Annotated in this window: 15 protein-coding genes; 13 read left to right on the top strand and 2 right to left on the bottom strand. The window is 33.2% G+C overall.

Translation table 11 applies throughout. The features are described 5' to 3' along the window. Positions 1–126: 126 nt before the first annotated feature. Positions 127–1,626: a sodium:solute symporter family protein gene (locus ACOALF_RS03875; RefSeq protein ID WP_419241189.1), complete on the bottom strand. Its 1,500-nt coding sequence runs from the start codon at positions 1,624–1,626 to the stop codon at positions 127–129. Positions 1,627–2,043: 417 nt separating this feature from the next. Here ACOALF_RS03875 and ACOALF_RS03870 point away from each other — a divergent pair, with 417 nt between their 5' ends. The 5 genes from ACOALF_RS03870 (at position 2,044) to ACOALF_RS03850 (ending at position 4,550) form a co-directional block, all read left to right on the top strand. Further along, positions 2,044–2,316 carry a hypothetical protein gene (locus ACOALF_RS03870; protein ID WP_419241188.1) on the top strand — a complete coding sequence of 91 codons (273 nt, stop codon included), beginning with the start codon at positions 2,044–2,046 and terminating at the stop codon, positions 2,314–2,316. Positions 2,317–2,332: 16 nt separating this feature from the next. Then, a complete protein-coding gene (locus tag ACOALF_RS03865; RefSeq protein WP_419241187.1) occupies positions 2,333–3,052 on the top strand; it encodes an AAA family ATPase in 720 nt (239 codons plus the stop codon). A 62-nt stretch (positions 3,053–3,114) separates the two neighbouring features. Beyond that, positions 3,115–3,699, top strand: a complete 585-nt coding sequence (locus ACOALF_RS03860; RefSeq protein ID WP_419241186.1) for a PD-(D/E)XK nuclease domain-containing protein — start codon at positions 3,115–3,117, stop codon at positions 3,697–3,699. 213 nt (positions 3,700–3,912) lie between these two features. Then, on the top strand, positions 3,913–4,077 hold the full coding sequence (locus ACOALF_RS03855; RefSeq protein WP_419241185.1) for a hypothetical protein: 165 nt from the start codon (positions 3,913–3,915) through the stop codon (positions 4,075–4,077). 41 nt (positions 4,078–4,118) lie between these two features. Beyond that, positions 4,119–4,550 (top strand): NUDIX domain-containing protein, encoded by a 432-nt coding sequence (locus ACOALF_RS03850; RefSeq protein ID WP_419241184.1) that lies wholly within the window; start codon positions 4,119–4,121, stop codon positions 4,548–4,550. On the opposite strand, the gene ACOALF_RS03845 is transcribed toward ACOALF_RS03850, so the two are convergent. Next, positions 4,491–5,024: a cupin-like domain-containing protein gene (locus ACOALF_RS03845; RefSeq protein ID WP_419241183.1), complete on the bottom strand. Its 534-nt coding sequence runs from the start codon at positions 5,022–5,024 to the stop codon at positions 4,491–4,493. The genes ACOALF_RS03850 and ACOALF_RS03845 overlap by 60 nt on opposite strands. 614 nt (positions 5,025–5,638) lie before the next feature. Between ACOALF_RS03845 and ACOALF_RS03840 the strand changes: the two genes are divergently transcribed. The 8 genes from ACOALF_RS03840 (at position 5,639) to ACOALF_RS03805 (ending at position 15,635) form a co-directional block, all read left to right on the top strand. Further along, positions 5,639–6,079 carry an IS110 family transposase gene (locus ACOALF_RS03840; protein ID WP_419241182.1) on the top strand — a complete coding sequence of 147 codons (441 nt, stop codon included), beginning with the start codon at positions 5,639–5,641 and terminating at the stop codon, positions 6,077–6,079. Positions 6,080–6,195: 116 nt separating this feature from the next. Next, positions 6,196–6,432, top strand: coding sequence for an AAA family ATPase (locus tag ACOALF_RS03835; protein ID WP_419241181.1), 237 nt, complete (start codon positions 6,196–6,198; stop codon positions 6,430–6,432). After that, entirely contained in the window at positions 6,359–6,853 is a 495-nt protein-coding gene (locus ACOALF_RS03830) for a PD-(D/E)XK nuclease domain-containing protein (RefSeq protein WP_419241180.1), read from the top strand. The genes ACOALF_RS03835 and ACOALF_RS03830 overlap by 74 nt, the downstream gene beginning before the upstream one ends. Positions 6,854–7,417: 564 nt before the next feature. Beyond that, positions 7,418–10,300: a hypothetical protein gene (locus ACOALF_RS03825; protein ID WP_419241179.1), complete on the top strand. Its 2,883-nt coding sequence runs from the start codon at positions 7,418–7,420 to the stop codon at positions 10,298–10,300. Positions 10,301–10,352: 52 nt separating this feature from the next. Next, entirely contained in the window at positions 10,353–13,028 is a 2,676-nt protein-coding gene (locus tag ACOALF_RS03820) for an ankyrin repeat domain-containing protein (protein ID WP_419241178.1), read from the top strand. 288 nt (positions 13,029–13,316) lie between these two features. Next, positions 13,317–15,092 carry an AAA family ATPase gene (locus ACOALF_RS03815; protein WP_419241177.1) on the top strand — a complete coding sequence of 592 codons (1,776 nt, stop codon included), beginning with the start codon at positions 13,317–13,319 and terminating at the stop codon, positions 15,090–15,092. 166 nt (positions 15,093–15,258) lie between these two features. Further along, on the top strand, positions 15,259–15,411 hold the full coding sequence (locus tag ACOALF_RS03810) for a hypothetical protein (RefSeq protein WP_419241176.1): 153 nt from the start codon (positions 15,259–15,261) through the stop codon (positions 15,409–15,411). Beyond that, entirely contained in the window at positions 15,393–15,635 is a 243-nt protein-coding gene (locus ACOALF_RS03805; protein ID WP_419241918.1) for a PD-(D/E)XK nuclease domain-containing protein, read from the top strand. Before ACOALF_RS03810 ends, ACOALF_RS03805 begins: the two co-directional genes overlap by 19 nt. Positions 15,636–16,008: the final 373 nt, after the last annotated feature.

Below are 16,008 nucleotides of genomic sequence, written 5' to 3'. Positions count from 1 at the left end.
TCATTCCTAGACAACATAAAAATCAACTGGGCTAAATCAAGCAAATAGGAAAGAAAGTGTAAAGGAGCATATACCATCTTCAGTTACATATAATCGGCTACCTCTTGATCTATCTATAGCATGGTCCTACCTTAGATCTATATTTTTTTTATATCTTTTAAATGCCCGTATCAATTGTTCCATTCTTTTCTGTTGATCATTTTTCCCAATCCACCCCTTACCCTCTGGTTGTGGCAGTAGGTAGTGCGCAGCCATCATAGCCAAACCATTAGCTACCATTGGTAAGCATCCAGCAGATATTTCTATTTCAGGTTTAACCCATTGATCCCAAGCCACATCAAACAATATACCTACAGCCATTCCAATCAAGGCCGTACGGGAACTACCCCGAAAACCAAAAATAGCCAAGATAAAAGGAGGTATCACTGTATCGCCAAAAGCCACTGCAATATAGCTATTAATATAAATACATAATTGAAATATATCAGGATAGTAAACCGCCGCTATCATAGCCAATAGACCAGTAACTAGTACAGTTAATTTAGCTAATCTAAGCTGGTGAATATGTGAGGCTACTTTTATTCCTCGTATACATTCCACTATATCATGGCTAACCAGAATGGAAACAGCGTGTAAGTTAGAATCAGCTGTGGACATGGTCATTCCTAATAAACAAATCACTATACACCCTTTATAAGCAGGCGACATATCAGCCAAGATATATGGCCAAATTTCTGTTTGCAGTAGCGTTGGATTTTTTATAAAGATAAGCAGACTAATGGACACGACACCCCCAATTATAATAATGCTAAAAAGCGTTACACGTAAGAAAATCTTATAGGCTTGAATCGGACTAGAAGCCGTGTACACTCTCTGTATAGCTGGAATGGGCAGCAAAAATGCAAGCCATAGACCATTCAAAACAAGCATCAATAGATTTCTATTAACTTGGAAGAAGCTACTGAATTGAAATTTCTCTTGTTGTTGTAGAAGCAATACAACCTCTAAAAATGATTTGCCTGTTTTTATAAATAAAAATTTAATAAGTAGCGCCATAATCACTATAAATGTTATACATTGTAACACATCAGTAATAGCAATGGCACGTACCCCTCCAAGCATAGCGTAAGCAATAAGGACTAGGGTTGCTAACACGGTTAGGGTACGAGGGTTAATCGAATCTATACACATGCCAATAGCAAAAGACATTACATTGATTTGAATGGTAACAACAGCAATAGACAAACAGGTACCTAATACAGCAGCAATAGCTCTTGGATACTTTCCATATATGCTACCTATCGTCTCTGCAATAGAAAAGTGCTTCATAAATGCCCCCATACGCAACCCCAGTAGACTGATTGTATAAAAAACCAATGCCATTATAAATGAAAAGACTATGAACTTCATTCCAATAGCATAAATATTCGGTACTCCGCTCATGATGATCCCTCCTCCAAAAGTTGTAGCCAACACTGTAAACACTAAAGTAGTTGTGTGAAACCGCTTATTGCCTACAGCATATTCGCGATATGTAATTTCCTTTTTACTAACGTAAAGGCCTAATAATAGGGTCAATAACAAAAAGGCCAATACCATTAGAAGGGGAAAAGTATACAGTATCATATACAAACCAAATTTAATAATGTTTATTCCTAAGCTGTAGTAATCAAGATTTAATCTTACAGACAGTAAAAAATTAAAGTTTCCTCTTGTCAGTTAAGTCTATCTTGTCAGGTATGCTTTTAAGGTACGCGATTTGATTATTTTTTTCAAAGACTAACTTTTTACTATCCTCCCAAGTTTTTAGTGGTAGGTATATAGTAGATTTTTTATTATGCCTCTAGTGTTATTTTTTTTGATTTTTTTTGGTTAGGCACCTATAAATTTTATTATTTATTGATTTTCATGATCATTTTCGTTCATTTTAGATAGACCATCCGACTAAATACCTTTTAATATGATATTTGGAGCCCTATATAAGTTATAAGCTATTGTTTCCATAACATGAGGCCGCTGCAATCGAGAAAACGGATATGGCCTATGGAAACCAAAAGAGCTATAGAAAAGGCTGGTAGAGCGGTAAGAGATGCGGTTAACTTAGGTAAAAGACTCAAGAATATGAGCTTTAAAAAAATGATCTTAGGACAAACAGAAGATCTATTGGGCATTAGTTTAAACCCTGCTCGGTATATACCGGAAACAAAATATACCCATAAACTCAAAAAAAACATGAAATATAGCTGTGCAAGAGAAAAACAAACCATTCATTCAGTGAATAGATTTCTAAAAATGGAAGAAGTATCCGGTCATTAAACTGGATCACTCTAGATTGACCAATGACACACCTGAAGAACTAAAAAAATCAATTAAAAGATCCTTAAAAAACATAGCATCTCTATATGACCTAGTCATAGAAGCACATACTGTAAAGGATATGTTGGAAGATTTAGTCATGAAGTTAGCCGGCTTAAGCCGTGCAAATAATGCGACCAAATCAGCACATTACGAACCTAGAATAGTAGTCCTTATAGACGAATACGATGCGCCTATAGTTCATCTAACCAAAGGTTCTGACCTAGAAAAGGCCAACATCAAAGTCATGAAAGATTTTTTTATGACTTTGAAGTCACTAAATGACTACTTTCAACTCACCTTTATCACTGGCGTAAGCAAATTTAGTTTATCGGATGTCTTTTCAGGGGCTAATCATTTAAAAGATATCACTATTGATGCATCTGCTGATGCGATGTTTGGTTATACCCAGCAAGAAATTATAACCATATTCTCAAAAAACTTAGAAGATATTGCTAAAATATGGAGTACAAAAGAAAATAAAAAGATAACGCCATCAGAAGTAATGGGACAGATTGCAACCTATTATAATGGATATAAGTTTTATGAAGATGGCTTAAGTGTATATAATCCCTGGTCTACGCTAAGATTTTTAGACTCTAGTAAACTAGAAAACTACTGGTACGAATCAGGTAGCCCAACTATACTGATTAACCAGATGTTAGCAGATCCTGATAGGCAGATAATCTTCAAATAGAAGCCACTAGAGAAGATCTAATGTATACAGGCAGTAGGAGCGAGATTAGTTTAAAGTCTCTAATGTTTCAAACGGGGTATTTAACCATTCATAATTATGATGACGCTACTGGGCTATACATTCTAAAATTCCCTAACAAAGAAATAGAGGCCTCTTTTCAGAAGAGCATACAATCCAGTTTGGAAAAGAGTGTAAAAGATTATTTTTTACAAGAACGAGATAAAATTAGAAAGGCACTAGCTGACAAAAAAATTGAAATGTTTATAGAATATATCAATACAGCCTTTGCCACACTGCCCTACTATATAGATACAAAACAGGAAAAACAGTACCACAGCAACTTACATATGCTGCTGCAAGGATTGAGATTTTTAGGAGGGAGAAAAATGCATATGCATAGTGAATCAGTTTCTAGTCAAGGTAGATCAGACATTGTTTTAGAATTAGAAACGGCCATCTACATCATAGAAATCAAATACAAATCTACTGGAAAAATAGCCTTAGAACAAATCAAATCAAACGGGTATTATAAACCTTATTTACTCAGACAAAAAGCCATTATACTACTAGGCATTAACTTCAATGAGGAAACCAGAATGATAGATAACTGGGCATATGAAATACATGAAGAGCATATAAAAGAATAAATCTCTTATTGAAATCTTATTAAAGCAACATAACACTACTACACAAAATACGACTACTTTTTCCCATACAGTTTACATATAAATGTAGGCTACTTTTTCAAAAGTATAGCACACTATACTTTACTACGTAAAGTGTATCCACACAATTGCCCTATTCTCCGATTTAGTTAATCTATAATCAAGCAAAAGGGAAAGGAATTTCCCATGATTTATATGCAGCAATATACGATACAACCCATACAATATTCCGTACTACACATCACTAAATATAAAGAAACAGGCAGAATAGGCACACATATAGACAGAAAAAATTTGACTCAAAATGTAGCACATTTTAAAAGCGATAGGGTTTCCCAATATGATTTACCCCATAATTAATAGGTGCCTAGTACTTAGGGTACATAAATAAATATGATAAAATGCAAGATTACACTTTACGGGTAACAGCTAGAGCGATAATAGTAAAAAATAGACAGTTGTTGCTTGTTAGCAATGATTATAAAACTTGGCATACCCCTGGTGGACACTTAGAACCAGGTGAAGTTCTTCCAGATTGCATTGTAAGAGAAGTAAAAGAAGAAACAGGCCTTGATGTTAAACCAAAACAGATTGTCTATGTTGCAGAATTTTTTGACAAAAAGTATAATGCACATAAGGTGGAAATCTATTTTGCTACCGCAATATCTGTATACGAACCTCCTAAAGATTGGTTAGATCAAGATGGTCCGGTTAAAACCTCTCAATTTTTTGATCTTGAATCCTTACAAGATATCCATGTTGTCCCTCTTTTTTTAAAAAGAGGTCAATACAAGTTTTTTTCCATGAATTTGCATAAAAAGATTATGATCTGAATCATAATGTAATTTAGAGTTTGTTCCTTTAGGGCCTATCCATAGATTGGTAATAGAAAGAAATTTAGACTTAAAAAACTTGGGAAGCTCTAGTGAATCATTTAATTCAAGATGAATATTTAATATATCAAACTGGCTAAGATAACCAGCCTTAAGACCATTCTTTTCTACATCATCTATATAGTTTTTTAAAGTTGAATTAATATAAACCGTTTTAACTGGCCCTTGCAATTCACCTGTTAATATTTCACTAAGTTGAACTGAAACAGGTACATCACCATATTTAGATTTAAAAAATCTAAAATCCCATTTAACGGTACCCCATGACTTAGTTGCCCTTTTAAAAACAACTGGATTAAGGCAATTATAATACTGTACTTCAAATTCAACCTCGGATTTTGGTAACGAAGCTTGGTTGATTTCCTTTATAACAGGTGCCGCTAAAATAGGCTGAATAACAAATAAACAATTCATAAATATTAGCCAATGTTTACTGATATTTTCTTTACAAGCTTTATAAAAACAAATTAGAAAGTAGCTAGAAAGCCTAACATTGAATCTATGCATAACAATATAATATATAGAAGATTTTGTCATATGAAATACAAATAATTAATATAATATACCATTTTATAGCATATATATGCAAATATATTAACCATTTCCTTGAGATGAAGAAAAAAAAGAGTTGTTTTTTGAAAAGGAGATGTATTGAATTTGAAGATTTCTGGTGATACTAGATGGAAGAAGTACATCATCTTGAAATGGTTGTAGTGCTACTCTGATAGGCGCAATAGGATTAGGATATTGATTGCTGTTAGCATCATTTCCCGAGCTATAGTTTCCAAAATATCTTTGAACTGCGTACGGCAATCTAATCCATCTTCGACAGTTTTTTATCTGTTTTATAAACACCATGGTAATGAGCAAATTCTGTATTTCATTGGGTTCTGTATTTTCCCATTTTGTTATATAATTAATATTATGTTAAGTAGAAAAAGAAAGGAAGCTGTGTCTTATAATTTACTAGAATCTTTTAATGTGTTGCCTAAAACAGACGATGTAGCCTTAAAAATTCTAAGCAGCAAATGCTTTCTATTACAAAGGAAAACTATAATGAGCTCTATAAACAGATTAGTTCTATTAAAGGCATTGGCGATAAAACTGCTATGGAACTTATCGTTTCTACTGGTGGAGGTAGCCATTTTCAAAGTGCTAAACAGTTTTCTAAGTACGTCGGGTTAGCTCCTATTTATGAGCATTCAGGCTCATCTGTAAGAAAAAAAGGCCATATTAATCGTCATGGAAACCCCCAATTGCGTTCTTTGCTCTATATGTCTTCTTGGCCTGCCATACGGTTTAATAAGTCCTGTAAAGCATTTTATGAAAGATTAAAAGAAAGAGGTAAACCTGGGAAAGTGGCACTTATTGCTGTAGCTAATAAACTTATTAGACAAGTATTTGCTATCATGAGAGGCAATACTTTGTATGTAGATGGCTATATATCTAAACTAAAGGTAAATCCTTAGTATGCATACACTATATATTTGATTATGCATATAAAATTTAAACTATATTTAGTAGCTATGATGTGGACTTATGGATAACTTGTTAAAGTTATCCATAAATCCACATCACAATCAAGATGGATCTTAGAGGCCAAATATTTGCATCAAAAAATTTGCTTATTAACATAGTTCGTTGGGGAAAAACGTTAAATATGTCTATGCTACACCATTTTTTTGCTCCAGAAGTGAATGGTGTAAGCACAGCAGGCTTATTTGATGAGTTAGCAATCGGTAAGCTAGATGGTGGTAGATACATTGCCCAACATCAAGGTAAGTACCCTGTTATTAAGATGCTTTTTACTGCAAAGCGCTAGCTCTTTTGATACCCATTTCCCTAGAAAATCAGAGGGCTTTTATCATGGTTTTATACTGGCTATGTTAGCCAGCTTAGGTAGAACCCATTACGTAAAGTCTAACCGAGAAAGTGGCTTAGGAAGATATGACGTATTAATCATTCCTAAAAATGGTCAAAGGGCTATTTTATTGGAATTTAAGCAGGTACGTAAAGAAGAAGAATTAGAAAACGCTTCTAAACTTGCCTTAGAGCAAATACAAGCTCAAGCCTATCATACAGAAATATTACACTATCCTCATGTCAAAGAGGTAATAGAATGTGGTATTGCTTTTTCAAGAAAGTCGGTACTAGCTGCTTATACTACTTGTGATTTGGTTTGTAAAAAGTATGGTGATGTGAGTTTAACGAATAGATATGGCCAGGAAGACAGATATGAGTAGGCTGATGATCTAGGCCATAATATGTTGGGTTAGGTCTACATAACGTGCATCTGAACTTTTAATACTACCAGATACGCGTTATTATTATATTAATACGCTAAGATATTAGGATATGATTTGAAATAAAAACCACGCTTAGAGTTATATATTTTGCCCCTTCTCCCACCGATTAACAAGAAAGATCTATAGCCTACCCTTATATCCTCCTGTTTTAGAGTAATAAAAAATAAAAAATATGATAATCAATACTAAAATAGTATAATAACAATAAATTAAAAAATTTATTGACTTTTATATTTTAATTTTTTACTATTAAAAATACCGTAAAACATAGCCTAGAAATCGGTACAACTTTTTATCATTTTTTCTCTCCGTTAAAGTATTAAAATAAAATTTCGATATAGGCATTGAATCTATTATTGCAATAGATCACCTATTTGATGATATCATCTCATTTTAAAACTATTTAGAAAGATTAGACGCTTTTTAGGTCAAAAGGCGTTTAAGTGTGCATAATATTCACGATGCTTATGTAGTAATGCATAAGACAAATCTTTTAAGGCAATGGCAAGAAATAAAAACCAGCAAACTGCCCAAGCATCCAGTTCTTTTGCTCAATCTGTACAGTCAAATAAGCCTGAATCCAATGAGATGCCGGGGAAATTGTATGAACTAGGATTATTTATGTATGTTTTGACAAAAAAAACAAAATTAAAGGATTTTGATATTGGTAAAGAAGTTAAAATAGCAGATAAATTTGATGACCTAGTGGTTAGGCTTAATGAACGTGGTAACAAGAGATATACTTTCCTTCAAGCTAAGCTTGTAGATAATGCTCAAGACAATCCTATTGATGCTGATGTTTTACTAGGTAAGAAAGCAATATCGCTGCATAAGGATGATTTTAATCTTCGAAAATACTTTATCTCCTACCTTAGGATCAAGGACCAATTAAACTCAAGAGATAACAAAAGCATTTTAGAAAAACTAATTATTTTCACTAATGCTAAAATTGTTGATTCACTAACTGTAAATAATAATAACATTGGACGTATGGAGCATAGTAAGCTTGATGAAAGTACTGGTACGGTTATACCAAAAACACACAATGATGCAAAATGTTACAAAATAAAACAAGCTGTTCAAGCCTTAAAAGAACATTTAAGCAAAGGGCTAAAATCTGATTTAAAAAGATTATCAGAAGAACTGGCTAAATATATTACTACCACAAATTTGGAGCCTATGGTGCTTGATAAAGACTATTTCAATTATTATCATACGGCATTGGTTGATGAAAAAATTGTTGAAATTCAGGAAGTAAAACAAGGAAATAAGGTAGTTAAACAAGGGCAGTTTACTCAAGAATTTATAAACAATGATAATACTCTGTCAAATGGAGCAAAAGAGTTAAGGGGGTTGATAGTATTAGAAATAACTAAAAAACAGCTAACAGAAGATGCTCTCAACAATGCTAAACTTCCAGTATCTGATGACTTCGGGGTAAAAAAAATCGGAAGTACAAAAATATATCTACCAACCTATGACATAGCAGATAAGAGTGTCGATGATTTTTTTCGTCTTTTAGAGTTCAGGGTAAATGAGTCTGATGTTAAGGGCTTATTTAACACGATCAAAAATAAACAGATTAAAGAAGCGTTTTTAGCATATTATGATACTGATCCTAGGCTTATAGAGTTTATAGTAAAAGATTTTGTTGAAAAATGGAAAAATTCAGGAGGCTCTACAACAGAAGGATGGATTTTAAATTCTCAAAGGGAACAATTTATTAAAAATTTAGAGTCTAATATTTCTAAGCCTAAAGCAAAACATAAAACGTGGGAATATATACAAGATCTTAACAAGGTAATACAGGAATTTAACTTACATTTCGATGATGACTGTTCTTTTCAAGAAGTTTCATTCCCAGTGGATAAAAAAGCTTTTTCTATTGGAGCTGATAGTACTTTACTAAGTTCCATAAAGATGATAAAATACCTGGAGAAAAGGAGTCAGCAAGATTATATCTTTATAAACTTAGAAAGTCTGATAAAAAAAGAAGAGGTTAAGGAACTAATAAAAACATTTCAAGATGATGAGTTTAAGTTACTTATTTTATGCTATGGCTCATCATTAGATGATAGTCTTCAACAAGAATTATTTGATAACTTGTCCTTAATGATGCAAGGTAATCAGAAAGGAATAGTTCTTATTACTTCAGTGATTAGTGATGCTTTAAGTAGGAAATTTGAAAGTGAATATAATAGTCAAGGTAAGTATAAAGCAATAAGTGATAAACCTATTTTACTTGAACACATAAGCAATCCTTCAAAAATTCTTGCACAAGAAATACTATTTCAAGGTCAGTCAATTCCTTTAGATAAATTAATAACTCAAGATAAAGATTCAATAAAATCAATAGATGCAAAAATAATAGAGAAACTTATCACAAATAAAGGTAAAGAGATAAGTGTAGGCAGTAAGCCATCAGGAACCAGTGATTTAGAAGGAGCATACGCTGAATTGTCTGAAGAAGTTAACCAAGGCACCCTGAAAACAAATCTAGTTACTAGTTCACCAGAAGTTATTTATGTCATTAGTGGGATACCTATCCAAGATGGAGATAGAGCTAAAAAAAGATTTATTGAAAATCTAAAATTTCGCCAAAATACTGTTGATAACAATAATAAACGTACTATTATCAGTTCAAAGATAAATATCCTTCGCCCCCCCTACTCCCTAACATCTATAGATAAAACCATACAATTAGTTGATAGTGGATTTGCAGAGAGTAATTTTAAGGATTTATGTGATAGTCATTCAGGCAAGAAAGTGTATTGGATTAAGTGGGATGAATCAAAATTCACGCCACAAAAGATTTATAGTCCTGATTTTTACACTACTCGATGGTTTAATAAGGTAGTCATTAAAACTAAATTTGAAAACAAGCCTGGTCAATATGAAATACTCACACAGGCAACACAAGATAAATTTGTATTTAGTGGTATAAATAATAATGAGCTTGCAGGTTTGTTTGATTTAGCAACTAGCGTATTAAATAATGATAGAATTTTTGTTGTAAAAGATGAAAATGAGGCAAGGAGCAAATTTAATGATCTTGATGGCACTGTTCACTGGCTGGAAGTGGGAAATAAAAATAATGGAGGTAATCAGCAAATTATTTGGCGTAACTCTAAAGGCTCTTTAGATAATTTACGTAAATACTTTGATAAAGAGCAGAGTAAAATATCTTTAGAAGATCAATATAGCTTACTTCAATTCATTGAGGATAAAAAAGCAGTAATTATTGCTGATGATCCAGGAATGGGAAAGTCAACTACTTTAGTTAAACTATATCAATTAAAATACGGTTTAGACAACGAATCAAAACTAGTTGACTCCCATTGGGTTATTAACGTAAATCTTAGAGAGCATTTAAAATACCATTAAAGAAATTGATACTAACAATATTTCTGGCTTTTTATCAAAAGCTGACAAAAATTTGGAGAATGGCCTTGCCCAAAGCCTTTTAAAATTTGCTTTAGATAAAAAAGAATTTCAAAAGCCTTTATTAATCACTTTTGATGGTTTTGATGAAGTACTAGATAAATCAGATAGAGAGAAGGTTATTAACTTATTAAAAGCTTTAAAAGAGAAACCTAATGCTAAGTTTTGGGTTACTACTCGTTTACAACACCAGCCACAACTAGAAAATGATTTGTCCACATTTGCTGTAACCTTTGAGCCATTAAATAAGAATAAACAAAGAGTCTTTATAAAAAAATTCCTAAAGGATCGTTTAAGTTTAGTTTTAGATAGCAATGAGTTAAATATTTTCGGGAAGGATGATGAAGTGAAGGATCCTCTAAGTCTATTAAATATAGAAGAGTTTAAAAATATTTTTCAAGATGATAATGAGGTAATTAGGCTTCTATCTTCAGACAACGAAAAGAAGCTTGAAGAAATTTTTGGAGATAATGACAAAGTTAAGGATCGTCTAAGATCATTAAATAAAAATGAGCTTGTAGGTGTTCTTGGCAATCATGGAGACAAAGAGAGAATAGGAAACATAAGAATGTGGCAATATACTGAAGCATTTATTCAAAAAATGCAGTCAGTATTTAAAGGTGATATATCTGGGTTTATAGATACTCCACTACAGCTTTATTTGCTATTGGGAGGCTTACAGGAAGCAAAAAACTCAGAAGGTCATATAGTAAAAAAAGGTTGTCTACCATCATTCAAAGACTGGGTAAATAGTAATGATAAACCAGATTTTAATTATGTAGGCAGTAATACATTAGAGGTCTATAAAAAATTTATTGATGGAAAGTATGAGACTTACTTTAAAAAAGTAGGGATTACACAAGGTACAGAACAGAATGAAAAGAAATTTATTTACAATAAATATGGTAAAGAGTTAGCCAAAGTCAACCGTGAAATTGGTCGTTCAGGTTCAAAATCAGAGTTGTTAGAAGAACATAAAGATATGATTCTGTCAGTTGGATTAATTAAATCTGATGGTAAAGATTTCAGCTTTACTCATCCAACCTTTGAAGAATATTTTGCCTCTGCAATATATATGCATTGGATAGAAAAAGAATCTAATCAGCGAACAGATTACTCAGGTAGACAAAAAGAATTAATAGAAAATGTTTTAATAAACCCAGATTATAGCGTTATTCGCTCTTTTATAAATTTTAGATTAGCTAGATTAGAAGATAAAGGGCAAACATTGCCAGAAGCAACCTTGAAACAATATGGGGCAGTTATTAGTAAACTGTGGCAACAACAGCCGAATCCCCTTATCGGACAAAACGAGGAAACAATATTATATATTTCGGTTAAGGAGAAGCATGAGCAAATTGTTAAATTGTTATTAGATAGTCTCAAAGCTTCTAAAGAAATTAGACCTCTTAGGCAACTTGTAAGGAGTTACGATAGGCAAAATGGGTATACCATTCTGCATCTAGCAGCTCAAAATAAAGATACTAATATTTTAAAGCAGTTATTAACTAGTCTAAAGAGACATCACAAGGCTCTAAAAAAACTAGTTCTACAAAAGTTATATAATGGCAACGTACAATTTGACTACAGTTTGTATAGTGAAACTGCATTACATCTTGCGACGCAAAATGACTATGTTGATGGTATAAAGCTTATTCTTGAGAGTGTCAAGGATTATCCTGAAATATTCAAAGAGCTACTTTTAGCTCGTACAAACTATGGCTATAGTGCTTTACATATTGCTGCTGAAAATGGTTATAAAGATGCTCTAGAACTTTTATTAGGAGCAGCAAGGGCTGAATATAATCCATACTATAAGAGTATCCTAGTAGATACTTTAAAAAAACTAGTTCTTACAGTTCCTTTTGAGAATCCGTATACAAACGTTGGTACTGAAGAAACTTTCTTACACCTTGCAGCTAAAAATGGCCATACTAACGTGGTAGATCAACTATTTATAAGCTTAGAAAATTACCCTGGTATTCTTGAGAAGCTTGTTTCTTGCAAAGCTTATCCTGATGATTCTGATGATATTAACTATGAAGGAACAGCTTTGCACTTGGCTGCTGCGAAGGGTTTAGCTGAAATAGTGGAGCGACTAAGTGATGTAGCCACTTCCAATCCAACGGTTTCTGGCGATCCAGGTAGTACAAAGCCAGTTCAGCATTCTTCAAACACAGCGATTTATAGTGCTCCTTTAGGCATAGATGCAGGCCCTATTAGGCCAGCAACAGGGCCAGAAAAAGCTGTCTCCGATGTAATAGCAACGCCTGAGTTATATACGCAAGCCATAAAGACAGTTCCCCAGCAGTTAGCTACAGGAGAAGTAGAGACTATTCCGCAGCTATTATGTGATAAAATAGTGCAACAAAACGTTAGTAAAATAGCAGCAAACTCAACGCAGGTTGATCAATTACTGGCTAAAGTAAGGGAGGAGCTGCCTAATATTCAACAACAGTGCCTACAACAAAACTCCTCACTGGAAGCTCCACCTGAAGTATTGGGAAATACTACAACAGATGTGAACCTTTTAAGGCAATCTATCTGTAGTATGACACCGATAGATCAGGTTACTGATTCTACTCCACAGATGGGCAATACCTATAACGCCAACTATGCACTTATTCAAAATAGTATAGACCATGGTAATAGAAAGTGCGTTGGCTTGTAGTGAGTTGTTACTAAAACTAGAAGGTATTAAGGTATCTGAGGGCATAATATTGCCCTCAGATCAAGATATGGATAGTGGGTTAAAAGTATGCATTATATGCTTCTTTACACTTTCTTTCCCATTTGCTTGATTAATATATTTAAGCTGTACTTTACAAGGTAAAGTATAGCAGGCCTATACCTTTAATGCAGCAATTGACGGTAAATTAAAAGCTATTTAAAAAATTATGCTCAATAGAACTACGCAGAGTTATTACTATATTTGATAGGTGAAAAACCTTATGATAACATGAAAAAATTACCAATTGGAGTTGATAGCTTTCAAGAGCTAGTGCAAGGCGATTATCTGTTTTGTGATAAGACCGCTATGCTTTCTGATTTCCTTAGCAAGGGAGATAAAGTTACCCTGATTGCCCGTCCTCGCCGTTGGGGCAAGACACTGAATATGTCTATGCTGTACCATTTTTTTGCTTCAGAAGTGAATGGAGTAAGTACAGCAGGTTTATTTGATGATTTAGCAATTGGCAAGATAGAGGGTGGTGCGCATATTGAGAAATATCAAGGTAAGCATCCGGTCATTATGATCAGTTTTAAAGATGTCAATGCGGATAGTTTTCAAGGGGCTTATAATGCAGTATATGAATTGATAACGACTCTTTATGAGTCCTATACTTACTTATTTAATAGCGATAAGGTTAATAAAATACAGCTAAACAAACTTTATAGAATTGTAAATAATGAGGCTAATCAGCAACAGTTAGAAAAATCTTTAAAACTTCTCAGCCAATGCCTCTACCAACACCATGGTCAAAAAGTTTATATTCTTATAGATGAATATGATACCCCACTCAATAAAGCTTACGGAAATAAGGAATATTTAGATACTATGGTCGCATTTATGCGTAACCTATTTAGTGCTGCATTAAAAGGGAATACTAGTTTAGAAAAAGGGGTATTAACAGGCATACTACGTGTTTCTAAGGATAGTATGCTTTCTGGATTGAATAATCTAGAGACCTATACCATTTTAGATGATACCTATAGTAAGCATTTTGGTTTTAGTGAAAAAGAAGTACAATCTTTATTTATTGCCCAAGATCTTAGTATGGCTTTGGATCAAGTAAAAGATTGGTACAATGGCTATAAGGTAGGGAATATAGTTTTATATAATCCCTGGTCTATTTTATCTTGCATGAATCGATCTGGTCTTTTTGATGTCTATTGGGTCAATACGGGCAATAATGATTTAATCAAAGATCTATTATTGCGTGCTGGATCAGGAATTAAGTCTAAGTTTGAGCGGTTGATGCAAGGTGAATCATTCTGTATACAGATAGATAAACATCTATCTTTTAATTTATTAGGAAGGGATGATAATGCTTTATGGAGCCTTTTATTATTTGCTGGCTATTTAAAATTTGACTCTGTTACCTTTAATGAGTATAACGGATTACATGATTGTGAATTATTGATTCCCAACAAAGAAGTACATACGCTTTATAATCGTTTTTTTAGGGAATGGTTGAGTAGTCAGTTTGATGAAGTAGATGAATATGATTCTTTTCTAGATCATTTGATATCCGGTAATGTACCTTGTTTTACACAAGCATTAAGATGTTTTTTACTGCAAAGCGCTAGCTCTTTTGATACCCATTCTCCTAGAAAATCAGAGGGCTTTTATCATGGTTTTATACTGGCTATGTTAGCCAGCTTAGGTAGAACCCATTACGTAAAGTCTAACCGAGAAAGTGGCTTAGGAAGATATGACGTATTAATCATTCCTAAAAATGGTCAAAGGGCTATTTTATTGGAATTTAAGCAAGTACGTAAAGAAGAAGAATTGGAAAACGCCTCTAAAATGGCCTTATCGCAAATACAGGGTCAAGCCTATCATACTGAAATATTACACTATCCTCATGTAAAAGAGGTAATAGAATGTGGTATTGCTTTTTCGGGGAAGTCGGTTCTAGCGGCTTATGCTACTTATGATTTGGTTTGTAAAAAGTATAGTGATGTGCGTTTAACGAATAGATATGGCCAGGAAGAGGGATATGAAGTAGACTAATAATCCAGACTATAATATGTTGGGTTAGGTCTACATAACGTGCACCTGAATTGGCTCTGTCTGTAAGATTAAATCTTGACTACTACAGCTAAGGAGAAAGAAGTATAGCCGTTTTGGGGGGATGAGAAACTAAGAAAACAGTAAAAAAATGGTGCTTGAGAATAACATGGAAAACTTGTATAATGATTTAATTAAAGATCTATTATTGCGTGCTGGATCAGGAATTAAGTCTAAATTTGAGCGGTTGATGCAAGGTGAATCATTCTGTATACAGATAGATAAACATCTATCTTTTGATTTATTAGGGCTATTTTATTAGAATTTAAGCAGGTTCGGAAAGAGGAGGAACTGGAAAATGCCTCTAAACTTGCCTTAGATCAAATACAAGATCAAGCCTATCATACTGAGATATTACACTATCCTCATGTCAAGGAGGTAATAGCATGCGGTATTGTTTTTTCAGGAAAGTCGGTTTTAGCGGCTTACTCTACTTATGATCTAGTTTATAAAAAGTATGGTGATGTGCGTTTAACGAATAGATAGGGTCAGGAAGACAGGTATGAGTAGACTAATAATCTGGGCCATAATATATTGGGTTAGGGTTTTAATAAATAATTGTATCGTTAAGATATTTAGGATATAATCTGAAATAAAAACCACGCTTAGAGTTATATATTTTGCCCCCTCTCCCACCGATTAACAAGAAATATCTATGCTATATTAGTAATATATCTTCCTGTTTTAGAGCTATAAATCATAAAACATATGATAATCAATACTAAAATAGTATATTAAAAATAAATTAGAAAACTTATTGACTTTTATATTTTAATTTTTTACTATTAAGAATACCGTAAAACATAACCTAGAAATCGGTACAATTTTTTATCATCTTTTCTCTCCGTTTAAGCATTAA

Source organism: Cardinium endosymbiont of Nabis limbatus, from assembly GCF_965196625.1.
In the GTDB taxonomy this organism is placed as follows: domain Bacteria; phylum Bacteroidota; class Bacteroidia; order Cytophagales; family Amoebophilaceae; genus Cardinium.
Note: the sequence above shows the minus strand (reverse complement) of the source record. Positions and strands in the feature narration are given on the sequence as shown.